This window comes from Kosakonia beeri (assembly GCF_054165705.1).
In genome coordinates this window covers 242,843-259,946 of record NZ_CM135106.1, presented here as the reverse complement: position 1 = coordinate 259,946, position 17,104 = coordinate 242,843, and the positions used below count along the sequence as shown (strand labels likewise).

Annotated in this window: 15 protein-coding genes; 11 read left to right on the top strand and 4 right to left on the bottom strand. The window is 53.7% G+C overall.

The genetic code is table 11. The features are described from left to right. Positions 1 to 63 precede the first annotated feature (63 nt). From gorA to potE, 4 genes are all read left to right on the top strand, one after another. The gene (gene gorA, locus ACUY4S_RS01175) at positions 64 to 1,416 is read left to right on the top strand and encodes a glutathione-disulfide reductase (RefSeq protein WP_312689962.1); all 1,353 of its coding nucleotides are present in this window, start codon (positions 64 to 66) and stop codon (positions 1,414 to 1,416) included. A gap of 436 nt (positions 1,417 to 1,852) precedes the next feature. Then, positions 1,853 to 1,957, top strand: a complete 105-nt coding sequence (gene speFL / locus ACUY4S_RS01170) for a leader peptide SpeFL (protein ID WP_263100815.1) — start codon at positions 1,853 to 1,855, stop codon at positions 1,955 to 1,957. 258 nt (positions 1,958 to 2,215) lie between these two features. Then, entirely contained in the window at positions 2,216 to 4,414 is a 2,199-nt protein-coding gene (gene speF, locus ACUY4S_RS01165) for an ornithine decarboxylase SpeF (protein WP_458023386.1), read from the top strand. Continuing rightward, positions 4,411 to 5,730, top strand: a complete 1,320-nt coding sequence (potE, locus tag ACUY4S_RS01160) for a putrescine-ornithine antiporter (protein ID WP_312689968.1) — start codon at positions 4,411 to 4,413, stop codon at positions 5,728 to 5,730. Before speF ends, potE begins: the two co-directional genes overlap by 4 nt. 153 nt (positions 5,731 to 5,883) lie before the next feature. Here the strand turns inward: potE and ACUY4S_RS01155 are convergent, their stop codons facing one another. Beyond that, the gene (locus tag ACUY4S_RS01155; protein WP_312689970.1) at positions 5,884 to 6,777 is read right to left on the bottom strand and encodes a LysR family transcriptional regulator; all 894 of its coding nucleotides are present in this window, start codon (positions 6,775 to 6,777) and stop codon (positions 5,884 to 5,886) included. Positions 6,778 to 6,910: 133 nt separating this feature from the next. Between ACUY4S_RS01155 and aguB the strand changes: the two genes are divergently transcribed. Continuing rightward, a complete protein-coding gene (gene aguB, locus ACUY4S_RS01150; RefSeq protein ID WP_312689972.1) occupies positions 6,911 to 7,795 on the top strand; it encodes an N-carbamoylputrescine amidase in 885 nt (294 codons plus the stop codon). Between the two features lie 3 nt (positions 7,796 to 7,798). Further along, positions 7,799 to 8,881: an agmatine deiminase gene (gene aguA / locus ACUY4S_RS01145; protein ID WP_312689974.1), complete on the top strand. Its 1,083-nt coding sequence runs from the start codon at positions 7,799 to 7,801 to the stop codon at positions 8,879 to 8,881. A 33-nt stretch (positions 8,882 to 8,914) separates the two neighbouring features. On the opposite strand, the gene ACUY4S_RS01140 is transcribed toward aguA, so the two are convergent. Continuing rightward, positions 8,915 to 9,322, bottom strand: coding sequence for a GNAT family N-acetyltransferase (locus tag ACUY4S_RS01140; RefSeq protein ID WP_312689976.1), 408 nt, complete (start codon positions 9,320 to 9,322; stop codon positions 8,915 to 8,917). Between the two features lie 306 nt (positions 9,323 to 9,628). Here ACUY4S_RS01140 and ACUY4S_RS01135 point away from each other — a divergent pair, with 306 nt between their 5' ends. Continuing rightward, positions 9,629 to 11,278 (top strand): alpha,alpha-trehalase, encoded by a 1,650-nt coding sequence (locus ACUY4S_RS01135; RefSeq protein ID WP_458023387.1) that lies wholly within the window; start codon positions 9,629 to 9,631, stop codon positions 11,276 to 11,278. Between the two features lie 84 nt (positions 11,279 to 11,362). Here ACUY4S_RS01135 and ACUY4S_RS01130 read toward each other — a convergent pair whose 3' ends face one another. Further along, positions 11,363 to 12,949, bottom strand: coding sequence for an STY4199 family HEPN domain-containing protein (locus ACUY4S_RS01130; protein WP_312689979.1), 1,587 nt, complete (start codon positions 12,947 to 12,949; stop codon positions 11,363 to 11,365). Between the two features lie 157 nt (positions 12,950 to 13,106). Here ACUY4S_RS01130 and ACUY4S_RS01125 point away from each other — a divergent pair, with 157 nt between their 5' ends. Together ACUY4S_RS01125 and ACUY4S_RS01120 are read left to right on the top strand one after the other, a co-directional pair. Further along, positions 13,107 to 13,646, top strand: a complete 540-nt coding sequence (locus tag ACUY4S_RS01125; protein WP_458023388.1) for a GNAT family N-acetyltransferase — start codon at positions 13,107 to 13,109, stop codon at positions 13,644 to 13,646. 64 nt (positions 13,647 to 13,710) lie between these two features. Next, the gene (locus ACUY4S_RS01120; RefSeq protein ID WP_312689982.1) at positions 13,711 to 14,112 is read left to right on the top strand and encodes a YdeI family stress tolerance OB fold protein; all 402 of its coding nucleotides are present in this window, start codon (positions 13,711 to 13,713) and stop codon (positions 14,110 to 14,112) included. A 43-nt stretch (positions 14,113 to 14,155) separates the two neighbouring features. On the opposite strand, the gene ACUY4S_RS01115 is transcribed toward ACUY4S_RS01120, so the two are convergent. Next, entirely contained in the window at positions 14,156 to 14,914 is a 759-nt protein-coding gene (locus ACUY4S_RS01115) for an SDR family NAD(P)-dependent oxidoreductase (RefSeq protein ID WP_458023389.1), read from the bottom strand. Between the two features lie 118 nt (positions 14,915 to 15,032). On the opposite strand from ACUY4S_RS01115, the gene ACUY4S_RS01110 reads away from it, so the two are divergent. Both ACUY4S_RS01110 and yhjD read left to right on the top strand, forming a co-directional pair. Further along, the gene (locus ACUY4S_RS01110; RefSeq protein ID WP_458023390.1) at positions 15,033 to 15,932 is read left to right on the top strand and encodes a LysR family transcriptional regulator; all 900 of its coding nucleotides are present in this window, start codon (positions 15,033 to 15,035) and stop codon (positions 15,930 to 15,932) included. 53 nt (positions 15,933 to 15,985) lie between these two features. Next, positions 15,986 to 17,017: an inner membrane protein YhjD gene (yhjD, locus tag ACUY4S_RS01105; protein WP_312689987.1), complete on the top strand. Its 1,032-nt coding sequence runs from the start codon at positions 15,986 to 15,988 to the stop codon at positions 17,015 to 17,017. Positions 17,018 to 17,104: the final 87 nt, after the last annotated feature.

The following is a 17,104-nucleotide window of genomic DNA, read 5'->3' as shown; positions in this document are numbered from 1 at the left end:
CTTTCGGGCTGCGCGTTACAATCGCGACACTTTTCGACCTCGTTCAGGATTAAGGAATCAACCATGAGCAAACATTACGACTATATCGCCATTGGCGGCGGCAGCGGCGGTATCGCATCGATCAACCGTGCGGCGATGTACGGTCAGAAATGCGCGCTGATCGAAGCGAAAGAGCTCGGCGGCACCTGCGTGAACGTGGGTTGTGTCCCGAAGAAAGTGATGTGGCACGCCGCGCAGATCGCCGAAGCCATCCATTTGTACGGCCCGGATTACGGTTTCGACACCACGGTAAACCACTTTGACTGGGGCAAGCTGGTCGCCAGCCGCAGCGCCTATATCGACCGAATCCACACTTCGTACGACAATGTGCTGGGTAAAAACAATGTCGATGTCATCCGCGGGTTCGCACGCTTTGTCGATGCCAGAACCGTTGAAGTGAATGGTGAAACCATCACTGCCGATCACATTTTGATCGCCACCGGCGGCCGCCCGAGCCACCCGGATATTCCTGGCGTAGAGTACGGTATTGATTCCGACGGTTTCTTTGCATTACCGGCGCTGCCAAAACGCGTTGCGGTCGTTGGCGCTGGCTACATTGCCGTTGAACTGGCCGGCGTAATTAATGGCCTTGGCGCTGAAACGCACCTGTTCGTCCGTAAACATGCGCCCCTGCGCAGCTTCGACCCGCTGATCACCGAAACGCTGGTGGAAGTGATGGCGGCGGAAGGCCCGACGCTGCACACCCATGCCGTGCCGAAAGAGGTAGTGAAAAACGCCGACGGCAGCCTGACCCTGACGCTGGATGATGGCCGTTCACAAACGGTGGACTGCCTGATTTGGGCGATTGGCCGCGAACCGGCTACGGATAATTTCAACCTGGCCGTCACTGGCGTGAAAACCAATGATAAAGGCTATATCGAAGTGGATAAGTTCCAGAATACCAGCGTACCGGGGATTTACGCCGTGGGCGATAACACGGGAGCGGTAGAGCTGACCCCGGTTGCTGTGGCAGCGGGCCGTCGTCTCTCTGAGCGTCTGTTTAATAACAAACCGGATGAGCACCTGGATTACAACAATATCCCGACGGTGGTGTTCAGCCACCCGCCGATTGGAACAGTTGGCTTAACAGAGCCGCAAGCACGTGAACAGTACGGTGACGAGCTGGTAAAAGTGTACAAATCATCGTTTACCGCGATGTACACCGCCGTCACCACCCATCGCCAGCCGTGCCGCATGAAACTGGTGTGCGTCGGGCCGGAAGAGCGTATCGTCGGTATTCATGGCATCGGATCCGGTATGGATGAGATGCTGCAAGGTTTTGCTGTCGCGCTGAAGATGGGTGCCACCAAGAAAGACTTTGACAATACGGTTGCGATCCACCCCACCGCAGCCGAAGAGTTTGTGACCATGCGTTAATGCCTGAACCGCCTGTATCCACGCAGAAAAGCTGGCCGTAACACGGTCAGCTTTTTTTTGCCCGGTACTCAATGAAGAGAGAACGCAGCGCCTGCTTAGCGCCGCCCGGTCGCCGTCTTCAACGACCTCACGTAAAATGTCTTGCCACTGCAAAGTGAATTGTTATTCATTATTTTTAATTAATTAACGATATTATTTTTTTAAATTTTAACACCCGAAAGAACGTATTTTAATAATACATTTAATGATCAACTCAAATATCAAAAGAAACATCTATAACATTAAATTAACAATGCAGTGCGTTATCTCGCAATATGCATAAAACGCGACTAATTATTTCTAATATGATCCTTTTTTATTGATCGCTATCACACAAAAAGCCCATTTCCTGGATAAAATACCCACACCTTTAATTTACCCAGGAAAGGTGATGAAAATGGAAAATAATAATCGTGCAATGCCCCATATCAGGCGCACCACGCATATTATGATGTTTGCCAACCGTAATAGCTTCGACTTTCACTTCTTTAATGCCCGGTAGTCATCTGACTACGGGCACTCCAGCATACAGGTCTTTCTGACCCTCTGTATTACAGGCTGAATGCCTGTATCTCGCGGTGCTCGCACGCTCTAACCCTGCATTACTGGTGACCGGACTGGTTAGGGTTTATTGCATCTGAATAACATCGACTTACTGACTTTTTATTTGTCAGTGGGATGATTTTATTCGCTCCGGAGATATCAATTTCTTATTTGAGAAATTGAGGACCTGCTATTACCTGAAAATAAAGAGTTGAAAATGTCTGAATTAAAAATTGCAATCAGTCGTTCCTGTCATGATTGTTTTTCCACACAGAGAAATATTGTCAGTGTCGATGAAAGTCAGTTTATTGACGTTGCTGCCATTGTGTTATCCGTCAATGATATTGAACGAGGGAAACTCGATGAAATCGACGCCACTGGCTACGGCATCCCGGTATTTGTCGCAACACAAGATGAAGAGCGCGTTCCGGCGGAACATCTGCCTCGGATCTCTGGCGTCTTTGAGCTGAACGAAACCCGCAGCGACTATTACGGTCGCCAGTTGGAAACTGCAGCTCACCACTATGAAACTCAACTGCGACCGCCGTTCTTTCGCGCGCTGGTGGATTATGTCAGCCAGGGCAACAGCGCGTTTGACTGCCCTGGCCACCAGGGCGGTGAGTTTTTTCGCCGCCATCCGGCAGGCAATCAGTTTGTTGATTACTTTGGCGAAACACTTTTCCGCTCAGATCTGTGCAATGCCGACGTAGCAATGGGTGATTTGTTGATCCATGAAGGCGCGCCATGCATTGCGCAGCAGCATGCGGCCAGCGTGTTCAACGCCGACAAAACCTACTTCGTCCTGAATGGCACGTCATCGTCCAACAAAGTGGTGCTCAACGCCTTGCTGACGCCGGGGGATTTGGTGTTGTTTGACCGCAACAACCACAAATCAAACCACCACGGCGCACTCTTGCAGGCAGGTGCCACACCGGTCTATCTGGAAACCGCACGCAACCCGTATGGTTTTATCGGCGGCATCGACGCCCATTGTTTTGAAGAAGCCTATCTGCGCCAGCTTATTGACGACGTTGCACCACAGCGGGCCAAAGAGGCACGCCCCTTCCGCCTGGCGGTGATCCAGTTAGGGACTTACGACGGCACCATTTATAACGCCCGCCAGGTGGTGGACAAGATCGGCCACCTGTGTGACTACATCCTCTTTGACTCCGCCTGGGTGGGTTATGAGCAATTTATCCCGATGATGGCCGATTGCTCGCCATTGCTGCTGGATCTAAACGAAAACGATCCGGGCATTCTGGTGACCCAATCGGTACACAAACAGCAGGCGGGTTTCTCCCAGACCTCGCAAATCCATAAAAAAGACCGCCATATCAAAGGGCAGCCCCGTTATGTGCCGCATAAGCGCATGAACAACGCCTTTATGATGCACGCCTCCACCAGCCCCTTTTACCCGCTGTTCGCCGCGCTGGATATCAACGCCAAAATGCATGAGGGCGTGAGCGGTCGCAACATGTGGATGGACTGCGTCATCAATGGCATTGATGCCCGCAAATTAATCCTCGATAACTGCCGTTATATCCGTCCATTTGTGCCGGAAACCATCGAGGGTAAACCGTGGCAATCCTATGACACTGCTGAGATCGCCAGCGATCTTCGCTTCTTCCATTTTGTTCCAGGGGAACGGTGGCACGCCTTTGAAGGCTATGCCGAACACCAGTACTTTGTTGATCCGTGCAAGCTACTGCTAACCACGCCGGGCATTAACGCGGGCAGTGGGGAGTATGACGCCTTCGGCGTTCCGGCCACTATTCTTGCCAACTTTCTACGTGAAAATGGCGTAATACCGGAAAAATGCGACCTTAACTCGATCCTGTTTCTGCTGACCCCGGCAGAAGATATGGCCAAGCTGCAGCAGCTTATTGCCCTGCTGGTGCGGTTCGAAAAATTACTGGAAGCCGATGCGCCGCTTGCCGACGTCCTGCCTTCACTCTACCGCCAGCATCAGGCGCGTTACGACGGCTACAGCCTGCGTCAGCTATGTCAGGAAATGCACGATCTTTACGCCCGCCACAACGTAAAACAGCTGCAGAAAGAGATGTTCCGCAAATCGCACTTCCCGCGCGTCAGCATGTCGCCTCAGGACGCTAATTACGCTTATCTGCGCGGCGAAGTGGAGCTGGTTCGTCTGCCAAATGCGGAAGGCCGCGTGGCGGCAGAAGGCGCGCTGCCTTACCCGCCAGGAGTGCTGTGTGTCGTCCCGGGCGAGATTTGGGGCGGTTCGGTACTGCGTTATTTCAGCGCGCTGGAAGAAGGGATCAACCTGCTTCCGGGTTTTGCGCCGGAGCTGCAGGGTGTGTACATCGAAGAACATGATGGCCGTAAACAGGTATGGTGCTATGTCATTAAGCAGCAGGAACAGCAACATAACCTGCTGAAAGGAGAGAAATTATGAGTACGGCAAAATCCAATAAGATGGGTGTTATCCAGCTCACCATTCTGACGATGGTCAATATGATGGGCTCCGGGATAATTATGCTGCCCACCAAACTGGCGGAAGTCGGCACCATTTCCATTATCTCCTGGCTGGTGACCGCTGTCGGTTCCATGGCGCTGGCATGGGCTTTTGCCAAGTGTGGCATGTTCAGCCGGAAATCTGGCGGCATGGGCGGCTATGCGGAGTATGTGTTCGGCAAATCCGGCAACTTTATGGCGAACTACACCTATGGCATGTCGTTGCTGATTGCTAACGTGGCCATCGCCATTTCTGCCGTGGGGTATGGCACCGAGCTGTTCGGCGCCGTTTTGTCGCCGGTGCAAATTGGCCTCGCCACCATCGGCGTGTTGTGGATTTGTACCGTGGCGAACTTTGGCGGCGCGCGCATTACCGGGCAGATCAGCAGTATCACCGTGTGGGGGGTGATCATTCCGGTGGTTGGCCTGTGCATTATTGGCTGGTTCTGGTTTAGCCCGTCGTTGTATGTCGCGTCCTGGAATCCGCATAGCGTGCCGTTCTTCAGCGCTGTCGGCTCCTCTATCGCCATGACCTTGTGGGCTTTCCTCGGACTGGAGTCGGCCTGCGCAAATGCGGACGTGGTGGAAAACCCCGAACGCAACGTACCGATTGCGGTGCTGGGCGGCACACTGGGTGCAGCGGTGATTTACATCGTCTCCACCAACGTGATTGCCGGGATTGTGCCGAATATGGATCTGGCGAACTCCACTGCGCCGTTTGGCCTGGCGTTTGCGCAGATGTTTACCCCTGCAGTCGGGAAAGTGATTATGGCGCTGATGATCATGTCCTGCTGCGGTTCACTGCTGGGCTGGCAGTTCACCATTGCGCAGGTGTTTAAGTCCTCCGCTGACGAAGGTTACTTCCCGAAAGTCTTCTCACGGGTAACAAAAGTGGATGCGCCCGTGCAGGGGATGCTGACGATTGTGATTATCCAGAGCGGGTTATCGCTGATGACGATCAGTCCGTCGTTAAACAGCCAGTTTAACGTACTGGTCAATCTGGCGGTGGTGACTAACATCATCCCGTATATTCTGTCGATGGCGGCGCTGGTGATCATTCAAAAAATGGCGAACGTAAACCCGGCAAAAGCCAAAGCCGCGAACATTGTTGCCTTTATTGGCGCGCTGTACAGCTTCTATGCGCTTTACTCCTCCGGTGAAGAAGCCATGCTTTACGGCTCAATTGTGACTTTCCTCGGCTGGACGCTGTATGGGCTGGTTTCACCCCGTTTTGAACTGAACAATAAACACAACTGAGTGCGGCCCCGGAGGCAACGCTTCCGGGGTTGTTGTGCTACATCATCAGCTTTGCTTACTGCCAGAAACCGGCCTCACCCGCCGGTTTTATTCGCCTGCGCTCTTTCGTTTAAAAGGCGTTGTCATTTATGCATAAGCCCCACCTTTCAGCCGTTAAATGCGCGCGGTTTTTAATTCGTTAATCAGCCACTGCACCGCGGGCTGGTAATCATACAACCGGTGGGTGAGCAACAATAAATCATACGACGGAGCGCCCTCCGGCAACTGCATAATGCGCAGCGGCAACATCTTTGCCAGCTCCTGGGCAATACGAAACGGAACACACATGACATAACCGGATGCCACCGCCACACGCCCGCCAACGGCATAGCTCTGTACCACGGTCGCCAGCGGGCGGTAAAGGTGCTGAGAGAGCAGCCAGCCGTCGATGTGATCTGCGCCGGAACTCACCGCTGGTAAGTGGATCTGAGGTTCACTGACCAGGTGCCTCATCGTCAGTTGCGCGGGTAAGTCGTCACGATCGATGGACGCAATCGCCACAAAATGATCCGACACCAGCCGGTGTTTATTAAAATAGTGCGGAATATGCTGCACCGTATCCACACCGATAAAGGCATCCAGTTGCCCTTTCTCCACCCTTTCGACTTTGATGGTTTCAGACAGAATATCCACGGACAGGCGCACATTCGGCGCAATAGTTTTAAACCGCGCGGTCAGCACCGGCATGAACATAAACTCGAAGTAATCCACCGCGCCGATATAAAAGGTGTGTGCGTCGCGCAGTGGGTCGAAGTGGCTCGGCCCGCGTGTGGCGTTATCCAGCTTGCTAAGTGCATTTTCAATCACCGGGATCATCATCGCCGCATACGGCGTTGGCTCCATGCCGTTGCGCGTGCGAATGAACATCTCATCGTTCAACTGTTCACGCAGGCGGTTCAGCGCATGGCTGAATGCCGACTGCGAGAGATTGGCTTTCTGCGCCGCACGGGTCACGTTCTTCTCTTTCGCCAGAATCGGCACCAGCCGCAGCAAGTTCAGGTCGATCACCACTATGCATCCTGTTCATGTTTTTATGATAACAATACATTTTATGCATAACGGTTTTCGTTGCTATAGTTTGCAGCAAAATAGGTGCTGACAATTTGCACTGCCTGAACCGAGTCCAACGGGAGATTTTTTTATGAGAAATGTCACAGTCGCCGCAACCCAAATGGCCTGTAGCTGGGATCTGGAAAAAAACGTACAAAACGCAGAGCGTCTGGTACGTGAAGCCCACAGCAAAGGCGCACAGATCATCCTGATTCAGGAGCTGTTTGCTGCACCTTACTTCTGCATCGATCAGAGCCCGGAACACTACGCTCTGGCGCAGGAAGTGGCTACCAGCCCGCTGATCAAGCATTTCTCTGCACTGGCCAAAGAGCTGGAAGTGGTGCTGCCGCTGAGCCTGTTTGAAAAGAGCAACAACGCCTACTACAACTCGCTGGTGATGATAGACGCCGACGGTAGCGTGCTGGACACCTACCGTAAAACCCACATCCCGAATGGCCCGGCCTACCAGGAAAAACAGTTCTTTGTGCCTGGCGATACCGGCTTCAAAGTGTGGAACACCCGCTACGCGAAAGTGGGCGTTGGTATCTGCTGGGATCAGTGGTTCCCGGAAACAGCACGTTCACTGGCACTGATGGGTGCTGAGGTGATTTTCTACCCTACGGCAATTGGTTCTGAACCGGCATACCCGGATATCGACAGCCAGCCGCACTGGACCCGTGTTCAGCAGGGTCACGCGGCCGCCAACGTCATTCCGGTGATTGCATCCAACCGTATCGGTACCGAAGCCAGTAAATATGTTGAAGGCCTGGAAATGACCTTCTACGGCTCGTCGTTCATTGCCGATCAGACCGGCGCACTGGTCGAGCAAGCCAACAAAACGGACGAAGCGGTGCTGGTGCACACCTTTGATCTGGATGCTATTGCCGCACAACGTGCATCCTGGGGTCTGTTCCGTGACCGTCGTCCGAACATGTACACCACGCTTGCCACCTCTGACGGCAGCGTAAGGAGCTGAGTCATGTCACAACTGACCACGCCCGTAAAAGACGGGTTCGCGATGCCTGCAGAATGGGCGCCGCATCAGGCCGTGTGGATGATTTGGCCCTACCGTACCGATAACTGGCGTGCAGGCGCGGCGCCCGCGCAACAGGCTTTTGCGAAAGTGGCTCAGGCGATTTCACGCAATACGCCGGTTATCATGGGCGTGCCTGCTGCAGAGATGGCCAAAGCGCGCGCCACCATGCCGGCGGACGTCACCCTGGTGGAAATGGAAAGCGATGATGCCTGGATGCGCGACACCGGGCCAACAGTAGTGCTGAATGCCGCCGGTGAACAGCGTGGCATCAGTTGGACATTTAACGCCTGGGGCGGTCTGAATGGCGGTCTGTACGCAAGCTGGGATCGCGATCAGCAGGTGGCGGCTCAGGTGGCGCATTACCACCAAATGCCGTGCTATCACACGGATCTGATTCTGGAAGGCGGCTCCATTCATGTTGATGGCGAAGGCACCCTGCTGACCACAGCAGAATGTCTGCTTAACCCAAACCGCAACCCGAATTTGAGCAAGGCGGAGATCGAACAACAGTTGCGCGACTACCTTGGTGTCTCGCAAATCATCTGGCTGCCGGATGGCGTTTTCAATGATGAAACCGACGGTCACATCGACAATATGTGCTGCTTTGTGCGCCCGGGTGAAGTTGCGCTGCACTGGACAGACGATCGCAACGATCCACAGTACGCCCGTTCCGTTGCCGCACTTGAGGTTCTGGAGCAGGTGAAGGATGCGCAGGGCCGCACGCTGAAAGTGTGGAAAGTCCCCTCTCCACCAGCGCTGTTCGCCAGTGCGGAAGAGGCCGACGGCGTAGCGAAAGGCACGGCGATTGAGCGTAACGAAGGCAACCGCCTGGCGGGCTCCTACGTCAACTATCTGGTCAGCAATCAGCAGATTATTTTCCCTCTGCTGGATCCGGCCACCGACGCGACCGCGCAGGCGTTGTTTGCAGAGATGTACCCGGATTTCGTCATCACTGGCGTACCGGCGCGCGAGATTTTACTCGGCGGCGGTAATATCCACTGCATTACGCAGCAAATCCCGCGTTGATCCTTTACCCGGCGACAGCTGTTGCCGGGTGTTTCACAACTTTCGTCCCATACGTATATACGCCATACCATGTTGATGGAACGGCGCGCTTTCTGCGATAAAACCAAACCGGGTATAAAACGATACTGCACTGGCTCTGGCATTCAGTTGAACTGACGCTATTCCTTCCTGCGCGAGTTTTTCCAGCACCGACTGGAAAAGAAAATGGCCAAATCCCTGTTGTTGCTTATGCTGTAGCGTGGCGAATTTTCGAATTTGGCAGTGGCGATCGCCCCGTAAAAACACGGATAAACAGCTGACGATTTCCTGCTGCGCAATGACCCCATAATGGCTGGCCTGTTCATCCCCCTCCACGCGTGAGGCCTCGCGCTCACGTTGCGGCCACAGTACCGCATGGCGGATATCCAGACATTGCTCTAACGTAATAGTAGCGAGTTCCAAGCCTTTTCCTCTGTGCGTAACGGGTGTTTGCCCTACTCTACCCTGCGGTAAAATAGAGCGGGGGGATTATTCACAAATCGTTGCAAAACGAATGCTCCGAATTTCGCCGCTGCGCTGGCCGTCTTGTTATGCCAGTTATATTTTTTAAATCAGCAAATTAGTGCGTTTCTTCGGTTTTGTACCCGGCAATGAAACGTGATCGAGCGCACACTTTGTCACGCCAAGATCGAAGCGAATGTCTACGCTTAATAGATAGCCGGGAAACACCCGTATTTTTTACGACGACATCCGGAGGCCAGAATCGTTATGTTCAACCAGAAATTACAAAACGCAGAATCAGTCGGGTTCGCCATTGACCAGGAAGTCTTCTACGAAACCGATCCATGCGAATTAAAACTGGATGAAATGATCGAGGCGGAGCCGGAGCCGGAAATGATTGAAGGGTTGCCCGCATCCGATGCGCTGACCCCTGCCGATCGTTATCTTGAGCTGTTTGAACACGTGCAGTCATCGCGTATCTTTTCCGATAGTAAAACCTTCCCTGACTGCGCGCCGAAAATGGATCCGCTCGATATCCTGATTCGTTATCGCAAAATCAAACGTAAACCCGAGTTTGACCTGCGCCAGTTTGTGGTGCGTCATTTCTGGATGCCAGAAAACTATGCAAAAGCGTATGTGTCGAACCCAGAAAATTCGTTGAAAGAGCATATCGACCAGTTGTGGCCGGTATTGACCCGTGAACCACAGGATCATATTCCCTGGTCATCCCTGCTGGCGCTGCCACAGGCCTACATTGTGCCGGGCGGGCGCTTCCGGGAGACCTACTACTGGGACTCCTATTTCACCATGCTGGGGCTGGCAGAAAGCGGGCGTGACGATCTCCTGCGCTGTATGGCCGATAACTTCGCGTGGATGATTGAGCGTTACGGCCACATTCCGAATGGTAACCGTACCTATTACCTGAGCCGTTCGCAGCCGCCAGTGTTTGCGCTGATGGTCGAACTGTTCGAAGAGGACGGTGTGCGTGGCGCACGCCGCTACCTGGACCATTTGTTAATGGAATATGCATTCTGGATGGATGGCGCAGAGTCGCTGGTGCTCAACCAGGCTTATCGCCACGTGGTGCGCATGCCAGACGGTTCATTACTCAACCGTTACTGGGATGACCGCGATACCCCGCGTGATGAATCCTGGATAGAAGACGTAGAAACCGCGCGCCATTCAGGGCGTCCGCCGAATGAGGTTTATCGCGATTTGCGTGCTGGCGCGGCGTCCGGCTGGGATTACTCTTCACGCTGGCTGCGGGACGCGCAACGTCTGGCAAGTATTCGCACGACGCAGTTTATCCCGATTGATTTGAACGCCTTCCTGTTCAAACTGGAAAGCGCTATTGCCAATATTTCTGGTCTCAAAGGCGACCGCGAACGCGAAGCGTTGTTCCGCCAGAAAGCCAGCGATCGCCGGGCCGCGGTGAACCGCTACCTGTGGGATGAAGAAAACGGTTGTTACCGCGATTATGACTGGCGTCGTGAACAGATGGCGCTGTTTTCTGCCGCCAGTATTGTGCCGCTGTACGTGGGCATGGCGACTCACGAACAGGCAGACAGGCTGGCAGAAGCCGTGACGGCGCGTTTGCTGACGCCTGGCGGTATTCTGGCGACCGAATATGAAACGAGTGAACAGTGGGATAAGCCTAACGGCTGGGCGCCGTTGCAATGGATGGCGATCCAGGGGTTCAAACTGTATGGCAACGATGCGCTGGGGGATGAAATCGCCCGCAGCTGGTTACAAACCGTGAACCACTACTATCAGCATCATCACAAACTGATTGAGAAGTACCACATTGCAAGCAGCACGCCACGCGAAGGGGGCGGGGGTGAATATCCGTTGCAGGATGGTTTCGGCTGGACGAATGGTGTCGTGCGCAGATTAATTGGTTTGTACGGCGAGCCCTGATCTGCCGGGCTGAAAACAGGCCGGATGGCAATCCGGCCTGGGAGGATCCAGACCGGATGAGCGCTGCGACAGCAGGGCTGCCTCTTAGTCAATGACGTTATAAATGGCGGTCTGAATGTCCGCCTGTTTTTTATTCTCGTCCGAAGGTTCTGCTTTGTAACGCAACTGCGCCTGTTCCATCTCGTAACGCTGGCGTTCTACCACCGGCTCCCGCGCACAGAAGGCCCGCAGGTATTCTTTGCCGATGGACGTTAACTTTTTACCGGCCAGCATTTCGTGCGAGAGCGTGGTAATGAAGCGCCGACAGGGGCGGTTTTCATCCATTTGCAGCCGGTAGCGCAACAGCATTTCCAGCACCTCGCTGTTATCTGCCGCCATTGCCTGTTCCGTCCATGAGAGCTTCCAGTTCATGCCCGTGCGTAAAAACATCGACACCACCTTGGTGTCATTACGATCGATGGCCGAACGGAAATTGTTCTCATCGCGCGGGATCCCCATATTGCTCAGTTCTTCTTTCGGTGAGGTTCGCTGCCTGTCTTCGGCAATCGGTACCGAAATACCGCTTCCACGGGAAGCCGGTACAGAACTCCCGCTGCTAAACATCCAGAACGCGCCAATGACCATAAGCAGTACCATCACCCCCACCGCGCCCCACAGCGCACCTGAGAGCATCACATCCCGCTCTTCGCGGCTGCGCGCTGCACGTTTAGCGGGGGGATCAATATTGTCGCGTATTGGCATCTCATCACCTCCGGCGGCGCGATCACGCTTGCGCGCTTGCTCCCAGAAAGCGTCCAGTCCCACACCCGCTTCTTTCAATAAGTGAGCGGGGTTCGTTTTTGTGCGCCCCTCTTCCCATGCCCGCTGTACCGGCCCGGTAATTTGCGGGTAATAACTCTCCAGCAGGCTCAACTGATTCGAGGTGAGCGGCTGGTTGGCAATCACGGTTGTCCGGATCTGCCGGATATCATCCAGAAACGTTTGTAGCGTTTTGCGGGGTTCCAGAAAAAGGTTTAAGACCGACGAATCATTAAACAATCGTGCATAGTGCTGGCTGAACTCTTTTTTATCGATTAACAGCAATGCCAGCTCACTAAAGCGCATGCCGCTTAATACATCGTTTCGATCGCCAATCCGCAGCCAGCGACGCACGCGATCGGCACCAAACTGCATTTTCAGATGGTTGCGCAGCCGTTCAGGATCTGACCATGCCTGCATAACCAGCGATTTGATCATCAGTTCCAGCGCCCGCAGTTGCTCCAGGCCATGTGTTTGTTGAGCATCCGTCACTTTTAGCAACGTGGTGTAGCTTAGCAATTTTTGCCGGGCGCGCAGGTTTTCTAACGCCGCCACAAAGCGTAATGCGGCAATAAGCTGATTTTCCGTCACGCTTTGCCCGCTCTCATAATGCGGAACGAGCTGCTGCAAGTGGCGAAGTTGTAAAGTGAACTGAGTTAATTCCGCATCGTTGAGTTTAAGTCGTTTTGCCACTGCGCCCCATCCACCCATACTGAGGCGCGCAATATCCAGTTGTTCAAGAAACCAGCGGGGATCTTTTCCCTCATCGAAATGCGCATTCAGTAATAACAGAATTTCGACGGCAGCCTCGCGAATAACGGCAATACATTTTTCAAACTGTTCACCCGTACTAGCTGGGGCAGTATGTGTCATTATTTTCCTTTAAGTACAACTGAAGAAATAATTATCTGGCCTACATCAGCGCTGAATTTTTTCTTTATTTATCTGTAGTTAAAACATAGCGCAGATAATAATTATTATCAGTGACAACCGTTTGAACACGTAAAAAAAATCACTGGAGACATTCAACGTGCCAATACTTCGTACCCCCAGGTTAATATGTGAACCGATCGTCGAACGCGACTGGCCGTTCTTTCTCGCGCTGCAACAGCAGCCGGAGGTGATGCAATATGTCGCAGAACCGCGTTCAGAACAGGAGATTCGCACGGCATTTATCTCACGCCTGCCGTCATGGTCTCCCGGCAGCCCGTACTGGCTCTGTTTAGTGGTACGGGACAATGCCAGCCAGTTACCGCTCGGCGTGACAGGATACATTCACCGTGAAGATGATTGCGCAGAAGTGGGCTTCCTGTTTGCACCGCAGGCACAAGGCAAAGGTTATGCCAGAGAATCGCTCAATGCGCTCTGTCACTACGCGTTTAATGACGGCGGCATTCGTCGTCTGGTGGCTACAGTGACGGCAGGGAATCTTGCTTCACGCCATTTACTGGAAAAAACAGGCTTCTTATTGGAAGGCGAACTGCGCGAAGCCTACTGGCTGGCCGGACGCTGGCAAAATGACTGGCTTTTTGGCTTGCTGCGGCATGAATTTGCAAAAGCCGGTAATTAGCCTGCACACCTCCTGTACCTCTGCCAGGCTTAAGGCTGTGTTCAGAACACTATCAGGAGAAGTTATGAAAAAAATCGTACTGGCCACCGCCTGCATCACAACTCTGCTTTGCGCTACTGCGTTTGCCGAAGACCAACCAGGCCTGAAGACCGACAAAGCACCACCGCCGCCGCACAAAATCACAGACGGTTACCGCGGTATTGAAGATGCGCGTACCATGACGGTTAAGCAGGCGAAAGCCCTGCACGATAACGCGTCCATTTCGCTACGTGGCAATCTGGTCGAAGAAGAGGGGAAAGATCTCTATCTGTTCCGCGACAAAACCGATCAGATTCAGGCCTATATTCCCAAAGCCGTTTTTGATGGTAAATCAGTCTCGCCGGATGAATTAGTCGGTATCAGCGGCTCGCTGGATAAAAAACAGCAGCCGCCGCAAATCAAAGTCACCCATTTTCAGAAGCAATAAACCGTGCACGCCCGGCGCAGTGTCACCCGCCGGGCATCGGCCCTCACAGGAACATCCCGCCGGAGACTTCCACGCGCTGCGCATTCATCCAGGCCAGATCATCACTCAGTAATGCGGCAATGGCGTCGCCAATATCATCTGGTAACCCCACGCGCCCCAACGCGGTTTGCGCTGCAATGTGCTGATTAATTTGTTCGTTATCCCGCACCATGCCGCCGCCAAAATCCGTTTCGATAGCACCAGGCGCAATAATGTTGACGGTGATCCCCCGTACACCCAGCTCTTTTGCCTGATAACGCGTCAGGACTTCCATCGCCCCTTTCATCGCAGCATAGGCGGCATAACCGGGCTGGCAGAAACGCGCCAGCCCACTGGAAACATTCAGGATCCGCCCACCATTTTTGAGCAATGGCAGCAGATGCTGCGTCAGGAAAAATGGCCCCTTGAAGTGGATGTTGACCAACTCGTCAAACTGCTCTTCGCGGGTGTCGGCGAAAGCTGCATTAATACCGACACCCGCATTGTTCAATAAATAATCAAACGTCTCACGCTGCCAGACCGTTTTAAGCTGTTCATGGACTTGTCGGGTAAACGCGGCGAAGGCGGCACAATTGCCGACATTAAGCTGCAATGCCACGGCTTTCACGCCTTTTTCTTCAATTTCGCGCACAACGCGCAGCGCATCGTCAGCATTATGGTTATAGGTCAGGATAATTCCCGTTCCCCGTGCAGCCAGCTTCAACGCCGCGTTTTTACCCAAACCGCGGCTACCACCAGTCACTAATGCAATAGGTTGTGTCATAAGAAACCTCGTTTTCACTGAAGGAATGTGTCAGGAAAGCGTATTAGCTGACGGAAAAACAATAAAGGTGCTAAATTACGCTTCACTGTTTCACTGATGACAACAATCGAGTGCCGTGATGGATAAAATTTACGCAATGCAACTGTTTATCCGCGTCGCAGAACTGGAGAGTTTTTCCCGGGCGGCAGACTCGATGGGGCTTCCTAAGGGTAGCGTATCGCGCCAGATCCAGTCGCTGGAGACGCATCTCGGTACGCAATTGCTGCATCGAACGACCCGCCGCGTGCAGCTCACCCAGGATGGCATGGTCTATTACGAGCGGGCCAAAGATCTGCTCGCGAATATCGACGAACTCGACGGTATGTTTTTGCACGATCCGGCCAGCGTCAGCGGGCGGCTGCGCGTGGATATGCCCGTTGGCGTGGCGAAAAACCTGGTGATCCCCCGGTTGCCCGCTTTTTTGCAACAGTACCCCGGCATCGAACTGGAACTGAGCAGCAGCGACCGACGGGTGGATATTATCCGCGAGGGCTTTGACTGCGTGGTACGCGTTGGGACGCTAAAAGATTCTGGCCTGATTGCCCGCCAGCTTGGCCGGCTCTCGGTCATTAACTGCGCCAGCCCGGGTTATCTGGCGCGTTTTGGCTACCCGGAAACCCTCGACGATCTCTCTTCCCATGCGCTGGTGCATTACGCCGCAAACCTTGGTGTTCGCCCACTGGGGTTTGAAGTGTGGCAAAACGGGCAGACAACATGGGTAAAAACCGGGGGCATTCTGACCGTGAACAGTACCGAGACTTACCAGGCGTCCTGCATGGCGGGGCTGGGGATTATTCAGGTGCCCCGCGTTGGCGTGCGCGATGCGTTACGCAGCGGCAAACTGGTCGAGATCCTGCCCCAGTACCGCGCCGAAGCTATGCCGGTTTCGCTGATCTACCCGCATCGCCGCAACCTTTCGCGTCGCGTGCACCTCTTTATGGAATGGCTGGCCGCCGCGTTGAAAGACTATGTGGATTAGCACCAGGCTATAATTCCAGTTACCTCACCTTCAGGAAAAGGAAAAACGACCTGATGACGCCGGAGAATCACGAAAAACGCCCGACGCAACATCTCGACTACGAACCCGTCAGGAAAATGACGGTGCCGCCGCCGGAAAAGGAACACACCGCCAGCCCGAAGGGCAACACCACGCTGTCGAAGCTGAATGATATGGTGCAAAAAATTCAGCGCTTTCCCGTTATCGCGCATCTGATCCGGGCCACGGAACGCTTTAACGACCGCATGGGGAACCAATTTGGCGCGGCCATCACCTATTTCTCGTTTTTATCGATGATCCCCATTCTGATGGTTTCTTTTGCTGCGGCAGGTTTTGTGCTCGCCTCACACCCGACGTTATTACAGGATATCTTCGACAAGATCCTAATGAGCGTCAGCGATCCGACGATGGCGGCGACGCTGAAGAACACCATTAATATCGCCGTGCAACAGCGCACGACGGTGGGCATTGTCGGGTTGGCCATTGCGCTCTATTCCGGTGTGAACTGGATGGGCAACCTGCGCGAAGCCATTCGTGCCCAGTCGCGTGATGTCTGGGAGCGCAATGCACAGGACCAGGAAAAAATCTGGGTGAAGTATTTCCGCGACTTTATTTCGCTGATTGGTCTGCTGATCGCGCTGGTTGTCACCCTGTCGATCACGTCCATTTCCGGCGCGGCACAGCAGCTCATCATCTCTGCGCTCTACCTGGATTATATCGAGTGGCTGAAACCGGCATGGCGGCTCATTGGCCTGGCAATTTCCATTTTCGCTAACTATTTGCTGTTCTTCTGGATCTTCTGGCGATTGCCGCGCCACCGCCCGCGCAGAAAAGCCCTGATCCGCGGCACCCTGATCGCCGCAGTGGGTTTTGAGGTGATTAAAATCATCATGACCTGGACCCTGCCATCGCTGGTGAAGTCCCCCTCTGGCGCGGCGTTTGGCTCCGTGCTGGGTCTGATGGCGTTCTTCTACTTCTTCGCCCGCCTGACACTGTTTTGCGCCGCGTGGATCGCCACTGCGCAGTACAAAGATGACCCGCGTATGCCAGGCAAAACCGATCGTTAAACGGGCTATCGGGCTGATCACAATTGCAATATTTCAGCCCGATCGGCTAATTCAGCATGAAAATCCAGACCGTAACTTTTATTTAAC